This is a genomic window from Acidovorax sp. GBBC 1281, assembly GCF_028473645.1.
Lineage (GTDB): Bacteria > Pseudomonadota > Gammaproteobacteria > Burkholderiales > Burkholderiaceae_C > Paracidovorax.
The window spans coordinates 1,414,109-1,431,890 of record NZ_CP097269.1 but is presented as its reverse complement, the minus strand read 5'-3'; the positions used below and the strand labels follow the sequence as shown (position 1 = coordinate 1,431,890).

The following is a 17,782-nucleotide window of genomic DNA, read 5'->3' as shown; positions in this document are numbered from 1 at the left end:
CCCGCTCAATTCCAGATGTTCCATGGCGAGTGCAGCCACGCGCCAACGATAAGCAGCCACACCAGCGTGACCGGAATGAAGATCTTCCAGCCCAAACGCATGATCTGGTCATAGCGAAAGCGCGGGAAGGTCGCGCGGATCCAGATGAACATGGACACCACGAGGAAGGTCTTGAGGCCCAGCCAGATCCATCCGGGGATGAAGTCCAGCGCCGCCACCGGCGACAGCCAGCCGCCCAGGAACATGAGCACGGCCAGGATGGACACGAGCCACATGCTGGCGTATTCGGCCAGGAAGAAGATGGCGAAGCCCATGCCCGAGTACTCGACCATGTGGCCGGCCACGATCTCGGCCTCGCCTTCGACCACGTCGAAAGGGTGGCGGTTGGTTTCGGCCACGCCCGAGATGAGGTAGACGATGAAGATCGGGAGCAGCGGCAGCCAGTTCCACGACAGGAAGCCAAAGCCCTTCGCGGCGGCCATGCCGGCGCCCTGCCCCATCACGACTTCGGTCAGGTTCATGCTGCCCGACACCATGATGACGACGAGGAAGCAGAAGCCCATCGCGATTTCATAGCTCACCATCTGCGCGGAAGCGCGCAGCGCTCCCAGGAAGGCGTATTTGGAGTTGGAAGCCCAGCCGGCGATGATCACGCCGTACACCTCGATGGAGGTGATGGCCATCACCAGCAGCAGGCCGGCATTCACGTTGGCCAGGGCCACATCCGGACCGAACGGAATCGCCACCCAGGCCGCCAGCGCGGGCATGATGGCCATGACGGGGCCGAGCACGAACAGACCCTTGCTGGCCGCCGTTGGCTGAATGATTTCCTTGGTCAGCAGCTTGAGGCCGTCGGCCAGCGGCTGCAGCAGCCCGAACGGACCGACCCGGTTGGGACCATGGCGCACCTGCATGAAGCCGAGCAGCTTGCGCTCCCACAGCGTGAGGTAGGCCACGGCGCCCATCAGGGGGGCCACGATGGCCACGATCTTGATCAGGTTCCAGATCACCGGCCACACCGCCGCCGTCCACCAGGACTGGGCGAACAGGTGCAGGCCGCCGTTGTACAGCGCGTCGATCATGCTGCAACTCCTTCAGCGGCGCGGCGTGCATCGGCCGTCAACTGCAGCGACGGCGAACGGCGAACCAGCCCGTCGAGCTGGTAGATGCTGGCCACGACCGGCGCGGCTCCCGCACCGGCGGGCGCGGCGATGGCAGCGCGCGTGCTGTTGCTCAGGCGGTCGGCAGGCAGTTGGGCCAGCGGAGCGGCCACCGTCGCACCCGTGGCTTTCGCCAGCACGTCCTGAGAGGTCTCGAAGTCGAGGCCCTGCACACCCAGCAGGTTGCCCAGCACCCGCAGCACCTTCCACGCGGGACGGGCATCGCCCAGCGGCTTGACCACGGCATGGAAGCTTTGCAGGCGGCCTTCGGCATTGACGAAGGTGCCCGAGGTTTCGGTGAACGGCGCGATGGGCAGCAGCACATCGCTGAATTCCATGTTGGCCTTGAAAGGGCTCAGCGTGACGACCATCTCGGCACCTGACAGCGCAGCCGCTGACTGTGTACCTGCGGCGGAGTCGTGGACGGGTTCCGTGTTCAGCAGCAGCGCCGCCTTGAGGCCACCCGCCAGCATCTGGCCGGCGTTCAGGCCGCCCTTCTGCGGCTGTGCGCCGACGAACTGCGCGCCCACCGTATTGGCGGCTTCGGTGAGGTAGCCCACCACCGCGCCCGTCTGGGCACCGATCCACTGGGCCAGCGCCAGCAGGCTCGAGGCCTGGGCATGGTGCGCAGCGGCGTTGCCCAGCAGGATGGCCCGGCCTTCGCCCGAAGCCAATGCACGGGCCATGCCGGCAGAGGCGTCGGTCACACGGCCGGTGGCCACGGGGGCAGCCACACCGCGGTCCTGCGCCACGGCGGCGGCCACGTCGGCCAGGATCGCAGCCCAGTCCTGGGCTGGCGCCACGATGGACTGCGCAACGGGCATGGCCCAGTCGTAGACCGCGGCGTTGAGGGCGCTGACGGTACAGCCCTTGCGCGCAGCCTGGCGGATGCGCTGGGCGAACAGCGGATGGTCCTTGCGCAGGTTCGAGCCCACGACCAGCACCGACTGCAGCGAGGACAGCGAAGCGATGCTCGTGCCCAGCCAATGGATGCCATCGGCCTGAGTGAACTCGGCGTGACGCAGGCGGTGGTCGATGTTGTCGCTGCCGATGCCGCGCACGAGCGCGCCGGCGAGGAACAACTCTTCCAGCGTGCTGTGCGGGCTCACCAGCGCACCGATGCTCTGGGCGCCATGGTCGGTGCGGATGCCCTGCAGGCCATTGGCCACGTATTCCAGCGCGGTCTGCCAGTCGACTTCCTTCCACTGGCCACCCTGCTTGAGCATCGGGCGCGTCAGGCGCTCGTCTCCGTTGAGGGCTTCATAGGAGAAGCGATCACGGTCGGCGATCCAGCACTCGTTGACGTCTTCGTTCTCGAAGGGAACGACGCGCATCACCTTGTGGTTCTTCACCTGGACGATGAGATTGGCACCGGTGGAATCGTGCGGGCTCACCGACTTGCGGCGCGACAGCTCCCAGGTCCGGGCGCTGTAGCGGAAAGGCTTGCTGGTCAGCGCGCCCACAGGGCAGATGTCGATCATGTTGCCCGACAGCTCGGAATCGACCGTGTCGCCCAGCACCGTGGTGATCTCGGAGTGCTCGCCACGATGGATCATGCCCAGCTCCATCACGCCGGCCACTTCCTGGCCGAAGCGCACGCAGCGGGTGCAATGGATGCAGCGGGTCATCTCCTCCATGGAGATCAGGGGACCCACGTCCTTGTGGAACACCACGCGCTTTTCCTCTTCATAGCGCGAAGAAGAGCCGCCGTAGCCCACCGCCAGATCCTGCAGCTGGCACTCGCCGCCCTGATCGCAGATCGGGCAGTCCAGCGGGTGATTGATCAGCAGAAACTCCATGACCGACTGCTGGGCCTTGATGGCCTTGTCGCTCTTGGTGCGCACAATCATGCCTTGCGTCACGGGTGTGGCGCAAGCCGGCATCGGCTTGGGCGCCTTCTCCACGTCCACCAGGCACATGCGGCAATTGGCGGCGATGGAAAGCTTCTTGTGATAGCAGAAATGGGGAATGTAAGTGCCCGCCTTCTCGGCCGCATGCATCACCATACAGCCCTCGGCGACTTCTACCTTCTGCCCGTCCAGTTCGATTTCAACCATATGCTTTTCTCGCGATCAGGCAGAGGCAGACGCCTGAGGGGTCTTGTTGCGGATCAGCGCTTCGAATTCCGGACGGAAGTGCTTGATCATGGCGCGCACCGGCATGGCGGCGGCATCGCCCAGGGCGCAGATGGTGCGACCCTGGATGTTGTCGGCCACCGAATTGAGCAGCTCCAGATCGCCGTCGCGGCCTTCACCGTGCTGGATGCGGTCGATCACGCGCCACATCCAGCCGGTGCCTTCGCGGCACGGTGTGCACTGTCCGCACGATTCATGCGAATAGAAATACGATAGGCGCAACAGGCTCTCCACCATGCTGCGCGAATCGTCCATCACGATCACGGCGCCTGAACCCAGCATGGAGCCGGCCTTGGCGATGGAGTCGTAATCCATCGTGCATTCCATGATGACGGACGCCGGCAACACCGGAGCGGACGATCCACCGGGAATCACGGCCTTGAGTTGGCGGCCCTTGCGCACGCCACCCGCCAGTTCCAGCAGCTTGGCGAATGGAGTGCCCATGGGCACTTCGTAGTTACCGGGCTTTTCGACGTCGCCGGAGACCGAGAAGATCTTGGTGCCGCCGTTATTGGGTTTGCCGCAGGCCAGGTAGGCGGCGCCACCGTTGCGGATGATCCAGGGCACCGCGGCAAACGTCTCGGTGTTGTTGATCGTGGTGGGCTTGCCGTAGAGGCCGAAGCTCGCAGGGAATGGCGGCTTGAAGCGCGGCTGGCCCTTCTTGCCTTCGAGCGACTCCAGCAATGCGGTTTCCTCGCCGCAGATGTAGGCGCCGAAACCATGGGCGGCATGCAGCTGGAAGCTGAAGGTGCTTCCCAGGATCTTGTCGCCCAGGTAGCCCGCAGCGCGCGCCTCTTCGAGCGCTTCTTCGAAGCGGTCGTAGGTCTGGAAGATTTCGCCGTGAATGTAGTTGTAGCCCACGGAAATGCCCATCGCGTAAGCCGCGATGATCATGCCTTCGATGACGATGTGCGGGTTGAACTGCAGGATGTCGCGGTCCTTGCAGGTGCCCGGTTCGCCTTCGTCGGAATTGCAGACGAGGTACTTCTGGCCAGGGAACGAGCGGGGCATGAAGCTCCACTTGAGGCCGGTGGGAAAGCCCGCACCGCCACGACCACGCAGGCCCGATTCCTTGACGGTCGCAATGACTTGGTCCTGGGTGAGACCCACGCCTTCGCCCTGCTCCAGGATCTTGCGCAAGGCGGCATAGCCACCGCGCGCTTCGTAGTCCTTGAGGCTCCAGTTGGTGCCATCCAGGCCCGCATAGATCTGCGGATCGATGTGGCGGTCGTGGAAGCAGGTTTGAACGCCCGTCGCCTGGAATTGCGACAGGATCTTCTGCGCAGCGGTCGTCATGCTTGCCCTTCCGCCCGGGCCGGGGATGCCACGCCTTCGGCTTGGCGCAGGCCATCCACGAGCTGATCGAGCTTGTCGTTGTCCATGAAACTGCACATGGTGCGGTCGTTGACCAGCATCACGGGCGCATCGGCGCAGGCGCCGAGGCATTCGCACTGCTGCAGCGTGAACAGGCCATCGGCCGTGGTCTCGCCCATCGCCACGCCCAGTTTCTTTTCCAGGTGGTGCAGCGCCTTCTGGCCATCGCGCAGTTGGCAGGACAGGTTGGTACAGACGTTGAGCTTGTACTTGCCCGTCGGCTGCTGGTTGTACATGTTGTAGAACGTGGTGACTTCGTGCACGGCGATCTGGGGCATGCCCAGGTAGCTGGCGATCACGGCCTCGTTCTCGGTGCTGACCCAGCCCAGCTCCTGCTGGACGATGGCCAGGCAGGCCATGACGGCCGACTGCTTCTGTTCCGTGGGGTACTTCGCCACTTCGCGCGCAAAGCGCGCCAGCGTCGCGTCGGTGATCTGGGACGCGGCGGGCACCACCGTCTTCGTTTCGGTATTCATCGGTCAATCTCCCCGAACACGATATCCATCGTGCCAATGATGGCCACGGCATCGGCAATCATGTGGCCACGGGCCATTTCGTCCAAGGTGGCCAAGTGGGCAAAGCCGGGCGCGCGGATCTTCAGGCGGTAGGGCTTGTTGGCGCCATCGCTCACCAGGTAGATGCCGAACTCACCCTTGGGATGCTCCACTGCCGCATACGCTTCGCCTTCGGGCACGCGGAAACCTTCGGTGAAGAGCTTGAAATGGTGGATCAGCTCCTCCATGTTCGACTTCATGGATTCGCGCGAAGGGGGTGCCACCTTGTGGTTGTCCGTGATCACCGGGCCGGGGTTGGCACGCAGCCAGTCCACGCACTGCTTGATGATGCGGTTGGATTGGCGCATCTCCTGTACACGCACCAGATAGCGGTCGTAGCAGTCGCCCGTCTTGCCCACCGGCACGTCGAAGTCCATGCGGTCATAGACGTCGTAGGGCTGCGTCTTGCGCAGATCCCATGCGATGCCCGAGCCGCGGATCATCGGACCGGTCATGCCCAGGTTGAGGGCGCGCTCCGGCGTCACGACACCGATGCCGACCGTGCGCTGCTTCCAGATGCGGTTGTCGGTGAGCAGTGTTTCGTATTCGTCCACGCACTTCGGAAACCGTTGCGTGAAGTCGTCGATGAAGTCCAGCAGGGAGCCGCTGCGGTTCTGGTTCAGCGCCTCGATGGCCTTGGCATTGCGGATCTTGTTGACCTTGTACTGCGGCATCGAATCCGGCAGGTCGCGATACACGCCACCCGGACGGAAGTACGCCGCGTGCATGCGCGCGCCGGAGACCGCCTCGTACATGTCGAACAGGTCTTCGCGCTCGCGGAAGGTATAGATCAGGATCGTGGAGCTGCCGCAGTCGTTGCCGTGCGAACCCAGCCACATCAGGTGGTTCAGCAGGCGCGTGATCTCGGAGAACATCACGCGGATGTACTGCGCACGCACGGGCACGTCCAGACCCAGCAGCTTCTCGATGGCCAGGCAGTAGGCGTGCTCATTGCACATCATCGAAACGTAGTCCAGGCGGTCCATGTAGGGCAGCGACTGGATGAAGGTCTTGTGCTCGGCCAGCTTTTCGGTGGCGCGGTGCAGCAGGCCGATGTGCGGGTCGGCACGCTGCACGACTTCGCCGTCCAGCTCAAGCACGAGGCGCAGCACACCGTGTGCGGCCGGATGCTGCGGCCCGAAGTTCAGGGAATAGTTCTTGATTTCAGCCATGGTGGATCACTTTTCGGCGAGCGCCTCAGTGCAGGCCTCCGTACTTTTCTTCGCGGATGATGCGGGGCGTGATCTCGCGAGGCTCGATCGTGACTGGCTCGTAGACGACGCGGCGCTGCTCGGCGTCGTAGCGCATTTCCACGTGCCCGGACAACGGGAAATCCTTGCGGAAGGGGTGGCCGATGAAGCCGTAGTCGGTCAGAATGCGGCGCAGGTCGCTGTGCCCGTCGAACACGATGCCGTACAGGTCGAACGCCTCGCGCTCGTACCAGTTGGCAGAGTTCCAGAGGTCCGAGACCGACGGCACGACCGGAAAATCGTCATCCGGGCAGAACACCTTCACCCGCACGCGCTGGTTCATGCTGACCGACAGCAGGTGCGAGACCACGCAGTAGCGCGGCCCCTCCACGCCGACGTCGCCATACGAGGAGTAGTCCACACCGCACAGGTCGACCAACTGTTCGAACCGGCAGCCCGGCGCATCGCGCAGCAACTGCATGGCCGCCAGATAGTCCGCGGCAGAGACCACCAGGGTCACCTCATCCAGCGCCACCGAAAGCTGGCGCACCTTGTCGCCGAGCGCAGCGGCAATCGCGCCCCGAAGTGCTTCGGGTCGAATAGCAAAGGCAGTCATCGTCAACCCTTCAGACGCGAGCGATGGTGTTGGTGCGGCGGATCTTCTGCTGAAGCTGGATGATCCCGTAGATCAATGCCTCGGCCGTGGGCGGGCAACCCGGCACGTACACATCCACCGGAACGATGCGATCGCAGCCGCGAACCACCGAATAGCTGTAGTGGTAGTAGCCGCCGCCGTTGGCGCACGAACCCATGGACAGCACCCAGCGCGGCTCGGACATCTGGTCGTACACCTTGCGCAGGGCCGGCGCCATCTTGTTGCACAGCGTGCCGGCCACGATCATCAGATCGGACTGGCGCGGACTGGCGCGGAACACCTCGGCACCGAAACGGCCGATGTCGTAACGCGCCGCCGCGGCGTGCATCATCTCCACCGCGCAGCACGCCAGACCAAAGGTCATGGGCCACAGCGAGCCGGTCTTGGCCCAATTCACCACCGAGTCGTAACTGGTGGTGATGAAGCCTTCCTTCATCACGCCTTCAATCATCGTGTCATTCCTTATGAAGACCGGTCATTCCCAATCCAGGGCACCCTTTTTCCACTCGTAGGCAAAGCCCACGACGAGGATGGCCAGGAAGATGACAACGGCAATGAAACCCGTCAGCCCCACTTCGTGGAGCGAAACCGCCCACGGAAACAGGAAAGCGATTTCCAGATCAAAAAGAATGAAGAGGATGGCGACGAGGTAGTAGCGCACATCGAACTTCATGCGCGCATCTTCGAAGGCCTCGAAACCGCATTCGTAGGGGGAGTTTTTGGCCGTATCCGGGCGATTGGGACCGAGGACATAGCCCAGCACCAGCGGCACGAAGCCGACACCGATGCCGACCAAGATGAACAAAAGAACGGGGAGGTACTGATCGAGGTTCATCTGGAGGATGTGCTCACCGCTGAAGCTGCACCCAGACGCCCCAGGATGGGCGTGTTGGATGGGCTTTTGTTTTGGTGCCGTCGGCGAGACTCGAACTCGCACAGCTTTCGCCACTACCCCCTCAAGATAGCGTGTCTACCAATTTCACCACGACGGCTGATTTATGCATCTGGATGGCATGAGGAACCCGTTGGGTTTTTGGCTTTCCAGACAATCCGGGATTCTACTCCGGAAAAACCCTGCTCCGGAGAGCAGGATCAAATTTTGCGCTTTTCTTCTTACTTGGTGGGAATCTGCCCAGCGCCGGAGGCCGGCACCACGGGTGCCGCAGGCACCTCGGACGCCGCACCAGAAGCCGGCTGAGCGGGCGCCACGACCCCAGGCACTTCCAGCACGCTGCCAACACCCGCAGGACGGACGTTGCCAAAATATGCCAGCGCCAGCGTTGCCACGAAGAACACCCCCGCCAGCACCGCTGTGCTGCGCGACAGGAAATTGGCACTGCCGCTGGCACCGAACAGGCTGCCGGAGCTTCCGCTGCCGAAGGCCGCCCCCATGTCGGCACCCTTGCCATGCTGGATCAGGATCAAGCCGATCATGCCCAGCGCAGCCAGAATCTGCACCGCCAAAATCACATTCACAAGCGCGTTCATTCTCTATTTACTCCTAATTTGATAGCTGTATGCCGGCGTCTTTATTGCGCCGAAGCGATGATTTGCAAAAAGTCCTGCGCCTTGAGCGACGCCCCGCCCACCAGACCGCCGTCAATATCAGGCTGGGCCAGCAACTGGGCGGCATTTGCCGCGTTCATGCTTCCGCCGTACAGCAAACGGATGCGATCCGCCTGAGGGCTTGCCGCAGCCAATTGGGCGCGAAGCACCGCATGGACCTCCTGCGCCTGCTCGGGCGTGGCGGTGCGACCCGTACCGATCGCCCAAACGGGCTCATAGGCGACGACGATCTCGCTGATGCAGTGCCCGTTCGCGTGCACCACGGCCGCTAACTGGCGCTTGACGACGGCCTGCGTCTGCCCCGCCTCACGCTCTGCCAGCGTTTCTCCGACGCAGACGATGGGTGTGATGCCCGCCGCCAGCGCACGCTGCGCCTTGGCCGCGACCAACTCGTCGGTTTCTCCGTGGTACTGGCGCCGCTCGGAATGCCCCACCAACACGTAGCGCACCCCGAACTCCAGCAGCATGGCGGCAGAGGCCTCCCCAGTGTAGGCGCCGGACTCGTGCGCCGACACATCCTGCGCGGCGACTGCAACAGCGGAGCCGTCGGCCAGGGCCTGCACTTGCGCCAGGTAAGGCGCAGGCACCGCCACCGCCACTTCGCAGCCGGGTTGCCCCATGCCTTCGCGCAACGCGTTCACCAAAGCCTGATTGGAAGCCAGGCTGCCATTCATCTTCCAGTTCCCGGCAATCAATTTCTTTTTCATGCGGTCCACGTCAAAACAATTTTCCCTGCATGCTGGCTGGACTCCATCAGCGCGTGCGCCTTGGAAGCCTCCGCCGCGGCAAACGTACTGTGCACGATCGGGCGAACCTTGCGGGATGCCAGCAGCGGCCACACCTGCTCGCGCAGGGCACGGGCAATCGCGCCTTTGAACGCCACGGACCGAGGCCGCAGCGTGGAGCCGGTGACGGTGAGACGGCGGCGAAGCACGAGACCCGCGTTCAACTCGGCCTTGATGCCTCCCTGAACGGCAATGATCACCAGGCGCCCATCCTCGGCGAGACATTCGATCTCGCGGGCGACGTAATCGCCTGCGACCATGTCCAGCACCACATCCACCCCCTTGCCACCAGTGATGCGCTGCACCTCTGCGACGAAGTCCTGAGTCTTGTAGTTGATGGCGTGATGTGCACCGATTTCCAGGCAGGCCGCGCATTTTTCATCGCTGCCGGCCGTGACGATGACCGTGGCGCCGAATGCACGCCCCAATTGAATGGCCGTCACACCGATGCCGCTGCTTCCACCCTGCACCAACAGCGTTTCACCGGATTGCAGGCGGCCGCGGTCGAACACGTTGCTCCATACGGTGAAAAGCGTTTCCGGCAGCGAGGCCGCCTCGACGTCGGTGAAACCGTCCGGCACGGGCAAACATTGTTCAACGGGTGCTACGCAGTACTCGGCGTAACCACCGCCAGCGACCAGCGCGCAGACGCGGTCCCCCACCTTGAGGCCGGCCTTGTCCATCGCAGCCCGATCGCCCCGCTCGATCACCCCTGCCACCTCGAGCCCCGGCAAATCCGACGCACCCGGCGGCGGGGCGTAGTGCCCCTTGCGCTGCAGAACGTCGGGCCGGTTAATGCCGCTGGCCGCGACCCGGATGAGCAACTCCCCCGGGGTTGGCTCGGGCACCGGGCGCTCCGCCAGGCGCAGAACCTCGGGGCCGCCCGGGCTTTCGATTTCCACCACACGCATAGCCATCACCTTGCTACAAAAGTCGAGATGAATACCGCGCCGGCGCAGACAAAGCCCGCGCCGGCAGCGCTCATTTCAATCGTGCTAGGACTCAGGCGTCCATCTGACCCGACGACTCGCCGGAAGCCAGGGACTGTTGCTGTTGCTGCTGATCGGCACCGTCGCGGCGCTCACGGCGCTCGCCACGGTCCGAGCGCTCCCCCCGCTCTGCAGGTGCAGGACGGCCGCCGCTGTCTCCCATGGGGCGATCAGCCAAAGCCTTCATCGACAGCTTGACGCGCCCCTTCTCGTCCGTCTCCAGCACCTTGACCTTGACGATCTGGCCCTCGGTCAGATAGTCGGTCACCTTCTCGACACGCTCGTGAGCGATCTGGCTGATGTGCAACAGACCGTCCTTGCCGGGCAGCAAGTTGATCAATGCGCCGAAGTCCAGGATCTTGACGATGGGGCCTTCGTAGATCTTGCCGATCTCGACTTCCGCCGTGATCTGCTCGATGCGGCGCTTGGCATCGTCTGCCTTGGCACTGTCGGTGGACGCGATCGTGATGGTGCCGTCTTCGTCGATGTTGATCTGCGTGCCGGTTTCTTCCGTCAGGGCACGGATCACCGCACCGCCCTTGCCGATCACGTCACGGATCTTCTCGGGGTTGATCTTCATCGTGAACAGCTTCGGCGCGAAGTTGCTGACCTCGGTCTTGGCCTCGCCCATGGCTTCCTGCATCTTGCCCAGGATGTGCAGGCGCGCTTCCTTGGCTTGGGCCAGCGCGACCTGCATGATTTCCTTGGTGATGCCCTGGATCTTGATGTCCATCTGCAGCGCAGTGATGCCACCCGTGGTGCCAGCCACCTTGAAGTCCATGTCGCCCAAATGATCCTCATCGCCCAGGATGTCGGTCAGCACGGCAAAACGGTTGTCTTCCTTGATCAGACCCATGGCGATACCCGCCACGTGCGCCTTCATCGGCACGCCGGCATCCATCAGCGACAGGCAGCCGCCGCACACCGAAGCCATCGAAGAGGAGCCATTCGACTCAGTGATCTCAGACACGACACGCATCGTGTAGGGAAACTCTTCCTTGGTCGGCAGCACCGCCACCAGCGCGCGCTTGGCCAGACGGCCGTGGCCGATTTCGCGGCGCTTGGTCGAACCCATGCGGCCCACTTCGCCCGTGGCGAAGGGAGGCATGTTGTAGTGCATCATGAAACGGTCTTCGTACTCGCCTGCCAGTGCGTCAATGCGCTGGGCGTCCCGCTCGGTACCCAGCGTGGAAACCACCAGCGCCTGGGTTTCACCGCGCGTGAACAGGGCGGACCCATGGGTGCGGGGAAGCACACCATTGCGGATTTCGATGGGACGGACCGTGCGAGTATCGCGGCCGTCGATCCGGGGCTCGCCCGCAAGGATCTGGCTGCGAACGATCTTGGCTTCGATGTCGAACAACAAGCCTTCGACCTTGACGGCATCAAACTCGGCGCCTTCTGCCTTCAAAGCCGACAGCACCGAAGCCGTGGCTTCGCGCAAGGCCTGCGTGCGGGCCTGTTTGCTGCGGATCTGATAAGCCGCGCGCAGCTTTTCTTCCGCCAGGGCGTTGACCTTGCCGATGAAGGGCTCATCCTTGGCTGGCGGCTGCCAGTCCCAGACGGCCTTGCCAGCGTCGCGCACCAATTCGTGGATTGCGTTGATCGCGATGTTGCCTTGCTCATGACCGAACACCACGGCGCCCAGCATGATCTCTTCGGACAGCTGTTGCGCTTCCGACTCGACCATCAGCACGGCAGCTTCGGTGCCCGCCACCACGAGGTCCATCTGGGAATTCTTGCGCGCCGTCTGGCCGGGGTTCAGCACGTATTCGCCGTTGATGTAGCCCACGCGCGCTGCACCGATGGGGCCATTGAACGGGATGCCGGAGATGGAAAGCGCAGCGCTCACAGCGATCATGGCGGCGATGTCCGCATCCACTTCGGGGTTCAGCGAGACCGTATGGATGACCACATGGACTTCGTTGAAGAAGCCTTCGGGGAACAGCGGGCGGATCGGGCGGTCGATCAGGCGGCTCGTGAGCGTCTCATGCTCGCTGGGCTTGGCTTCCCGCTTGAAGAAGCTGCCAGGGATCTTGCCGGCAGCGTACGTCTTCTCGATGTAATCCACCGTCAAGGGGAAAAAGTCCTGCCCGGGCTTGGCGGTCTTGGAGCCCACCACCGTGGCCAGAACGACGGTGTCATCGATGTTGACCAGCACGGCGCCGGACGCTTGGCGGGCGATTTCGCCCGTTTCCATGACGACGGTCTTGTCGCCCCATTGGAAGGACTTGGTAACTTTATTGAAAATGCTCATGTTTGCTCCATTTTTAATCGCTGGCTACACAGAACCAGCCTGCAAAGGAGTGCGATTCAGAACACGATGCCATTCCAGTGACCCTGCCCTTTTCCTCGATGGAACAAGGCCATTGGAATGACACAGCTTCGCTCTGTTTTGCGACTCCGAAGTAAAAAACGCCTGAGCTAGCGTGCTAACCCAGGCGTTTCGGCATGCGAATGCGCTTACTTGCGCAGACCCAGCTTGGCGATCAATGCCGTATAACGCTCAGCATCCTTCGCCTTCAGGTAGTCCAGCAGCTTGCGGCGGCGGCTCACCATGCGCAGCAGGCCACGGCGACCGTGGTGATCCTTGGCATGGGTCTTGAAGTGAGGGGTCAGTTCATTGATACGGGCCGTCAGAAGGGCCACTTGAACTTCCGGGCTACCGGTATCGTTGGCAGCACGGGCGTTGGCCTTGACGACTTCGGCCTTGATAGAGGATGCGATCATTGGTTTTCCTTGAATTGCGGGGCCGGTGATTGCAGCGCATGGCTGCCCTGCCCCTGTCTTACTTGCGCAAGCGGCTGGAATGGCCACAAGCGTGCGTCTTGCACCATGCAAAACTCGGCGATTATACCCCGAGCCATGTTTTGAGCCGTTGCACCCCTTGCACCAACCGCTCAGGATCGCGGGAAGCGAAGCACCAACGCAACCATCCTTGCGCCTCCAGACCGAACGCGTTGCCCGGTGCCAACCCCAAACCGGCTTCCCGCACCAACCGCTTGGCCAAATCCAGAGAGTCGCCCTGGCCGGGCAGCCGAAAGAACGCATACATGCCGGCACGCGGACTGGCGACCTCAATGCCCGGCAGCGCCTGCAGCAAGGGAAGCAACGCATCCCTGCACACCTGAAGATGAGAGACGACACGGGGCGTGATTTCTGACGCATGCTGCAAAGCCGCAATTCCCGCCCGCTGGGTGAAGACACTGGTGCACGAGGTATTGAACTCGATGAGCTTGCCCATGTGATGGGTCATTTCCGCCGGCATGACCAGCCAACCCAGACGCCAGCCCGTCATGAGGAAGCTTTTGGAAAAGCTCTGCACCACGACCAATCGGTCCTCAGCCTCTGCCAGATCCAGAAAGCTGGGCGCGCACACCGAGTTGGACAGATCGTCGTAATAGAGCCGCTCGTACACCTCGTCGGCCAGTATCCACGTGCCCGTTGTACGGCAATGCTGAATGATTTGCTGCTGCTCGTCGCGCGTGAGCGTCCAGCCCGTGGGATTGTTGGGTGCATTCACGATCAGCAAACGCGTGGAGGGGGTGATGGCAGCCAACAGCGCATCCATGTCCAACACCCATGCGCCCCCCGGCTGAGGCCGCAACGGAATGCATCGCAGCCGCGCACCCATGATTTGTGGCTGCGCCGTCAGGTTGGGCCACACCGGCGTCACCGCCACCACCTCGTCGCCAGGATCGAGCAACGTCTGCATGGACAGCATCAGCCCGTTCACCCCGCCCGAGGTCACAGCCACCCGGTCTGCAGCGATCGGCCCATGCAATGCGCTCGTGTACGAGGCGATCGCGCTGCGCAGCTCGGGTAGCCCCAGGTTATGTGAGTAGAAGGTTTCTCCCCGCCCAAGAGATTCCATGGCCGCCTGCCGCACAGGCTCAGGGGTGACCTCATCGCTTTCGCCGAACCAGAAAGCGAGCACATCGCTGCGTCCCATTCCCGCATTGGCCACTTCACGGATTTTGGATTCTTCAAGGTGAATGACGGTAGCGCGCATCGAAACTTCCAGGGAAAAAAGATCAGGGGGCATCGTAGCGGCTTCCACCATGCTCTTGCGCCACAATATCCTGAAATCAAAATCCCAGGGAGGAACACATGCCCACTCGAACTGCCAAATGCCTTGCGGAAGTTGCCTTCATGCTTTGCGCCGGGGTCTCACTCAGCATGAATACGCTTGAGGCCCATGCAGCGACAACAACCCATGCTTCGAATTCAGCGCAGGGCAACAAAAGAAAGAACACGGTCAAGCTGAAAACGACCACCCCGCGCAGCGCCTCCGAAGAGTCGACTGCCGAACGCGATCGCAGGCTGTACAGAGAATGCAAAGGGCGACCGAACGCCGGGGCGTGTCTTGGATATGCCAAGCCATGAGCTTTCAAAAAGCCGAGGCGAAAATTGGGTCTTAAAAATCAGCGTGGCCGGACAGCCGCGCGACCACGCGCAGGTCCGGGCCGACCATCTCGACCGATTGGAATGCCATGTCGGTTCCGTCGGATAGCTTGGACAATGCCACCCGGTGCGCAATGCCCAATCCAGGCCCCAACAATTTAGGGGCCAGATAAAGCAGCACATCGTCCACCAACCCCGCTTGCAGTAACGCGCCATTCAACTGGCTGCCCGCTTCCACATGCACTTCATTCATTTGCAGGCGACCCAGATCCAACATCAGGGCAGCCAGGTCGATGTGCCCTTCCGCATTGGGCAAATGCAGCACGGTGACACCGCGTGAAGCGAGTAACGCCTCCTTTTCAGGGTTTTGGATGGCCGTGTAAATAAAAACCCGGCGCCCGGCTTTGAAAATGGCCGCGTGCAATGGCACCCTCAACTGACTGTCCAACAAAATCAGGTCAGGTTGGCGAGGAGTCTCGACCTCCCGGACATCCAGCCGTGGATCATCCGCCAGAACGGTGCCGATGCCAGTCAACACCGCACACGCCCGCGCACGCCAGGCATGGCCATCGGAGCGCGCCAAGGGCGACGTGATCCATTGGCTTTCACCTCCATGCAAGGCCGTCAAGCCATCCAGAGAGGCAGCTGCCTTCATGCGAACCCAGGGGCGTCGGCGGATCATGCGGCTGAAAAAGCCCAGGTTTAACTCGCGGGATGCTTGCGATTCAAGGCCCACGTCTACTTCCACGCCACGCCCGCGCAATCTGCTCACCCCTTGCCCCGCCACCATGGGATTGGGATCGGTGATAGAGGCAAACACCTTGCTCAATCCCGCGTCAGCCAAAGCATCGCAGCACGGACCGGTTCTCCCATGATGCGAACAGGGCTCCAAAGTGACATAGGCAGTAGCCCCTTCTACCGACAACCCACGCCCATGGGCATCGCGCAGCGCCATGATTTCAGCGTGCGCCTGACCTGCCGGCTGTGTAGATCCTTCGCCCAGCACCGTGCCAGAAGCATTGACGATCACGCAGCCGACTCGTGGATTGGGCGAGGTACGAAAGAGGCCTTGCTGCGCCAGCTCCAACGCCCTCCTCATGAAATTTGACTCTGCTGACTTGTTCATACGGCCTGAGAAAACTCCAGTCTTGGATGCCACGGTTGGCGGGCAGCCGCCCATTCTGCCGCCAAACGGTCAGCCTTATGGAGCCAACGGCACAGGAGGGGTGGGTGAACTGGAGGAGACCTCCGTAACATTCGCACATGACATTCCCTGCCCTGTTACCAACGCCCAGGCTGGCCGCCAAAACCCCTTCCCGTCCACGACCCATCAGGCAATCTCTAGGCTTTACCTTGGTTGAAGTCCTGGTCGCGATCATGGTGCTGTCTTTCGGCATGCTGGGCTTGGTTGGCATGCAGGCTTTTGCACTGCAGTCGAACAGAGAGGCTCGATTGCAAGCACAAGCTGCGATGTTGGCGAGGGAACTGGCCGAAATGATGCGGGGCAACAAAGAAGTCGGCGTCAAGACGGCAACTGCTGACAACCCGTATCTGGTATCTCTCTCTAGCGGCTCCATGGTCCCAGCCACTCCATCGTATTGCCTGAGCGTGGGCAATGCGGCCACAGGTTGCACGTCCGCAACTGATATTGCCAACGCAGAAATGACGGATTGGCTCGCCAGGGTAGACAACACTCTGCCTGGAGCCCGTGTGGTTATCTGTTTTGACAGTGCTCCATACGACAGCAACGGTATTCCTCGATGGGCATGTCCTCCTGCCGGAACAAATTCAAATGAGATTGCCGTCATAAAGATTGGCTGGACCCGTAATTCTACCGACAGAAGCAAAACTGGGAGCGACTTGCTTGAGCAGGCAAGTAGTTCAACAAGCGTTCCCTATATTATTTTTCCAGTGACCAGTGGCAACGCCAGTTCGATATGAAAAAGAATGATTTCATGCGGAATTATTTAGCCGCCAAACATCGACAAAAGGGCTTGACCCTTATCGAACTGATGGTAGCAATGGTCATCAGCCTGCTGATTGTACTGGCAGCGGTGGCCGCATTGGTGGTATCCAGGCAGGGCTTCAGCAGCGTCGATGCCGCCTCACAACTCCGAGATAACGGTAGATTTGCTGTCGATCTTATTCAGCGCTTAGGGGTACAGGCGGGATACAAGGACGTGAGAGATGCTGCGACCCCAGTACCCAACAGTACAGCCGGAATCGAATCAAATCCACCACCAAATGTTTACGGGATTAATAATCAAAAACGCAGTGAAACCAACGCGTGGGATGAAAGCTCCAACTGGGGTTCTGCGGTGGGAGCAGGCAGCGATATTTTGGTGCTAAGAAATCAAACCAGTCAGCTCGTGCCAACAGCGACCACTTCTGATCAAACCATGATTGATTGCATGGGTGTGGCACCGACAGCAGTGCCCGTTGATCGATACGACCGCATATTGAGTATATTGCACGTTGGTGTTGGACAAGACGGTGAGCCGTCTCTCATGTGCACCCATATCGGTTCAACCGGTTCTCTGGAAGCGGAGCCTTTGATCAGGGGAGTGGAAAACTTTCAAGTGCTTTACGGGGTTGATGGCATCGGTCCAAACAATGCCACTTTGCCGGCCAGTGCAGCAAGTTCGCCAGAAAATGGGCCTGAGCGTTATTTAAGGGCCGACCAGATCACCAACACGTCAAATGCGGCCGTCAGCTATTCCAATTGGAGGCGCGTCAGGAGCCTGCGCATCGGCATGGTTATCAGAGGTCCCAGTGGCTCGGCTATTGACAAGAGCTCTCAAACCCTCTATCCGCTGGGTATCGCCAAAGGCTCCAGTTCTGGCGCAATAGGCAGCGGTCTGGCAGACGCGAGCAATGATCCAGGCACCGTTTTCACGTCATCCGATGGAAGATTGCGGCAAACCGTTACCTTCACGGTACACCTGCGCAACTATCAACAAGACAATTAGC

Annotated in this window: 18 protein-coding genes and 1 tRNA gene; 3 read left to right on the top strand and 16 right to left on the bottom strand. The window is 61.6% G+C overall.

Features of this window, described 5'->3' with window-relative positions:
- Nucleotides 1-5: 5 nt before the first annotated feature.
- From nuoH to M5C96_RS06435, 15 genes are all read right to left on the bottom strand, one after another.
- Nucleotides 6-1,082 (bottom strand): NADH-quinone oxidoreductase subunit NuoH, encoded by a 1,077-nt coding sequence (gene nuoH, locus M5C96_RS06505; protein WP_272567990.1) that lies wholly within the window; start codon nt 1,080-1,082, stop codon nt 6-8.
- On the bottom strand, nt 1,079-3,217 hold the full coding sequence (nuoG, locus tag M5C96_RS06500; RefSeq protein WP_272567989.1) for an NADH-quinone oxidoreductase subunit NuoG: 2,139 nt from the start codon (nt 3,215-3,217) through the stop codon (nt 1,079-1,081). Before nuoG ends, nuoH begins: the two co-directional genes overlap by 4 nt.
- 15 nt (nt 3,218-3,232) lie before the next feature.
- Complete coding sequence (nuoF, locus tag M5C96_RS06495) at nt 3,233-4,591, bottom strand: NADH-quinone oxidoreductase subunit NuoF (RefSeq protein WP_272567988.1); 1,359 nt, start codon at nt 4,589-4,591, stop codon at nt 3,233-3,235.
- Nucleotides 4,588-5,145, bottom strand: coding sequence for an NADH-quinone oxidoreductase subunit NuoE (nuoE, locus tag M5C96_RS06490; RefSeq protein ID WP_272567987.1), 558 nt, complete (start codon nt 5,143-5,145; stop codon nt 4,588-4,590). The genes nuoF and nuoE overlap by 4 nt, the downstream gene beginning before the upstream one ends.
- Nucleotides 5,142-6,395: an NADH-quinone oxidoreductase subunit D gene (locus M5C96_RS06485; RefSeq protein ID WP_272567984.1), complete on the bottom strand. Its 1,254-nt coding sequence runs from the start codon at nt 6,393-6,395 to the stop codon at nt 5,142-5,144. The genes nuoE and M5C96_RS06485 overlap by 4 nt, the downstream gene beginning before the upstream one ends.
- A 25-nt stretch (nt 6,396-6,420) precedes the next feature.
- A complete protein-coding gene (locus M5C96_RS06480; protein WP_272567983.1) occupies nt 6,421-7,029 on the bottom strand; it encodes an NADH-quinone oxidoreductase subunit C in 609 nt (202 codons plus the stop codon).
- Nucleotides 7,030-7,039: 10 nt separating this feature from the next.
- Nucleotides 7,040-7,519 carry a NuoB/complex I 20 kDa subunit family protein gene (locus M5C96_RS06475; RefSeq protein WP_007849129.1) on the bottom strand — a complete coding sequence of 160 codons (480 nt, stop codon included), beginning with the start codon at nt 7,517-7,519 and terminating at the stop codon, nt 7,040-7,042.
- Between the two features lie 24 nt (nt 7,520-7,543).
- On the bottom strand, nt 7,544-7,903 hold the full coding sequence (locus M5C96_RS06470) for an NADH-quinone oxidoreductase subunit A (protein ID WP_272567981.1): 360 nt from the start codon (nt 7,901-7,903) through the stop codon (nt 7,544-7,546).
- A 72-nt stretch (nt 7,904-7,975) separates the two neighbouring features.
- Nucleotides 7,976-8,060, bottom strand: a tRNA-Leu gene (locus tag M5C96_RS06465).
- A gap of 121 nt (nt 8,061-8,181) precedes the next feature.
- Entirely contained in the window at nt 8,182-8,556 is a 375-nt protein-coding gene (gene secG, locus M5C96_RS06460; protein ID WP_272567979.1) for a preprotein translocase subunit SecG, read from the bottom strand.
- Nucleotides 8,557-8,597: 41 nt separating this feature from the next.
- Nucleotides 8,598-9,341, bottom strand: coding sequence for a triose-phosphate isomerase (gene tpiA, locus M5C96_RS06455; RefSeq protein ID WP_272569631.1), 744 nt, complete (start codon nt 9,339-9,341; stop codon nt 8,598-8,600).
- Nucleotides 9,338-10,330 (bottom strand): NAD(P)H-quinone oxidoreductase, encoded by a 993-nt coding sequence (locus tag M5C96_RS06450; RefSeq protein WP_272567978.1) that lies wholly within the window; start codon nt 10,328-10,330, stop codon nt 9,338-9,340. Before M5C96_RS06450 ends, tpiA begins: the two co-directional genes overlap by 4 nt.
- Nucleotides 10,331-10,421: 91 nt before the next feature.
- Complete coding sequence (gene pnp, locus M5C96_RS06445; RefSeq protein WP_272567976.1) at nt 10,422-12,665, bottom strand: polyribonucleotide nucleotidyltransferase; 2,244 nt, start codon at nt 12,663-12,665, stop codon at nt 10,422-10,424.
- A gap of 206 nt (nt 12,666-12,871) precedes the next feature.
- Entirely contained in the window at nt 12,872-13,138 is a 267-nt protein-coding gene (gene rpsO, locus M5C96_RS06440; protein ID WP_007849123.1) for a 30S ribosomal protein S15, read from the bottom strand.
- A 121-nt stretch (nt 13,139-13,259) separates the two neighbouring features.
- Nucleotides 13,260-14,420 carry a pyridoxal phosphate-dependent aminotransferase gene (locus tag M5C96_RS06435; RefSeq protein WP_272569630.1) on the bottom strand — a complete coding sequence of 387 codons (1,161 nt, stop codon included), beginning with the start codon at nt 14,418-14,420 and terminating at the stop codon, nt 13,260-13,262.
- A 98-nt stretch (nt 14,421-14,518) separates the two neighbouring features.
- On the opposite strand from M5C96_RS06435, the gene M5C96_RS06430 reads away from it, so the two are divergent.
- Nucleotides 14,519-14,794: a hypothetical protein gene (locus tag M5C96_RS06430; RefSeq protein WP_272567974.1), complete on the top strand. Its 276-nt coding sequence runs from the start codon at nt 14,519-14,521 to the stop codon at nt 14,792-14,794.
- Nucleotides 14,795-14,825: 31 nt separating this feature from the next.
- Here M5C96_RS06430 and ribD read toward each other — a convergent pair whose 3' ends face one another.
- Nucleotides 14,826-15,938, bottom strand: coding sequence for a bifunctional diaminohydroxyphosphoribosylaminopyrimidine deaminase/5-amino-6-(5-phosphoribosylamino)uracil reductase RibD (ribD, locus tag M5C96_RS06425; protein ID WP_272567973.1), 1,113 nt, complete (start codon nt 15,936-15,938; stop codon nt 14,826-14,828).
- 137 nt (nt 15,939-16,075) lie between these two features.
- Between ribD and pilV the strand changes: the two genes are divergently transcribed.
- Both pilV and M5C96_RS06415 read left to right on the top strand, forming a co-directional pair.
- The gene (gene pilV, locus M5C96_RS06420) at nt 16,076-16,753 is read left to right on the top strand and encodes a type IV pilus modification protein PilV (RefSeq protein WP_272567972.1); all 678 of its coding nucleotides are present in this window, start codon (nt 16,076-16,078) and stop codon (nt 16,751-16,753) included.
- Nucleotides 16,750-17,781 carry a PilW family protein gene (locus tag M5C96_RS06415; protein ID WP_272567971.1) on the top strand — a complete coding sequence of 344 codons (1,032 nt, stop codon included), beginning with the start codon at nt 16,750-16,752 and terminating at the stop codon, nt 17,779-17,781. The genes pilV and M5C96_RS06415 overlap by 4 nt, the downstream gene beginning before the upstream one ends.
- Nucleotide 17,782: the final 1 nt, after the last annotated feature.

What these genes read in the sequence shown, in the direction of transcription:
- M5C96_RS06470 (WP_272567981.1), bottom strand. Translation starts at nt 7,903, where the DNA reads ATGAACCTCGATCAGTACCTCCCCGTTCTTTTGTTCATCTTGGTCGGC.
- tpiA (WP_272569631.1), bottom strand. Translation starts at nt 9,341, where the DNA reads ATGAAAAAGAAATTGATTGCCGGGAACTGGAAGATGAATGGCAGCCTG.
- nuoE (WP_272567987.1), bottom strand. Translation starts at nt 5,145, where the DNA reads ATGAATACCGAAACGAAGACGGTGGTGCCCGCCGCGTCCCAGATCACC.
- nuoF (WP_272567988.1), bottom strand. Translation starts at nt 4,591, where the DNA reads ATGACGACCGCTGCGCAGAAGATCCTGTCGCAATTCCAGGCGACGGGC.
- M5C96_RS06415 (WP_272567971.1), top strand. Translation starts at nt 16,750, where the DNA reads ATGAAAAAGAATGATTTCATGCGGAATTATTTAGCCGCCAAACATCGA.
- M5C96_RS06480 (WP_272567983.1), bottom strand. Translation starts at nt 7,029, where the DNA reads ATGACTGCCTTTGCTATTCGACCCGAAGCACTTCGGGGCGCGATTGCC.
- M5C96_RS06430 (WP_272567974.1), top strand. Translation starts at nt 14,519, where the DNA reads ATGCCCACTCGAACTGCCAAATGCCTTGCGGAAGTTGCCTTCATGCTT.
- pilV (WP_272567972.1), top strand. Translation starts at nt 16,076, where the DNA reads ATGACATTCCCTGCCCTGTTACCAACGCCCAGGCTGGCCGCCAAAACC.
- ribD (WP_272567973.1), bottom strand. Translation starts at nt 15,938, where the DNA reads ATGAACAAGTCAGCAGAGTCAAATTTCATGAGGAGGGCGTTGGAGCTG.
- M5C96_RS06450 (WP_272567978.1), bottom strand. Translation starts at nt 10,330, where the DNA reads ATGCGTGTGGTGGAAATCGAAAGCCCGGGCGGCCCCGAGGTTCTGCGC.
- M5C96_RS06435 (WP_272569630.1), bottom strand. Translation starts at nt 14,420, where the DNA reads ATGCGCGCTACCGTCATTCACCTTGAAGAATCCAAAATCCGTGAAGTG.
- rpsO (WP_007849123.1), bottom strand. Translation starts at nt 13,138, where the DNA reads ATGATCGCATCCTCTATCAAGGCCGAAGTCGTCAAGGCCAACGCCCGT.
- secG (WP_272567979.1), bottom strand. Translation starts at nt 8,556, where the DNA reads ATGAACGCGCTTGTGAATGTGATTTTGGCGGTGCAGATTCTGGCTGCG.
- nuoH (WP_272567990.1), bottom strand. Translation starts at nt 1,082, where the DNA reads ATGATCGACGCGCTGTACAACGGCGGCCTGCACCTGTTCGCCCAGTCC.
- pnp (WP_272567976.1), bottom strand. Translation starts at nt 12,665, where the DNA reads ATGAGCATTTTCAATAAAGTTACCAAGTCCTTCCAATGGGGCGACAAG.
- nuoG (WP_272567989.1), bottom strand. Translation starts at nt 3,217, where the DNA reads ATGGTTGAAATCGAACTGGACGGGCAGAAGGTAGAAGTCGCCGAGGGC.
- M5C96_RS06475 (WP_007849129.1), bottom strand. Translation starts at nt 7,519, where the DNA reads ATGATTGAAGGCGTGATGAAGGAAGGCTTCATCACCACCAGTTACGAC.
- M5C96_RS06485 (WP_272567984.1), bottom strand. Translation starts at nt 6,395, where the DNA reads ATGGCTGAAATCAAGAACTATTCCCTGAACTTCGGGCCGCAGCATCCG.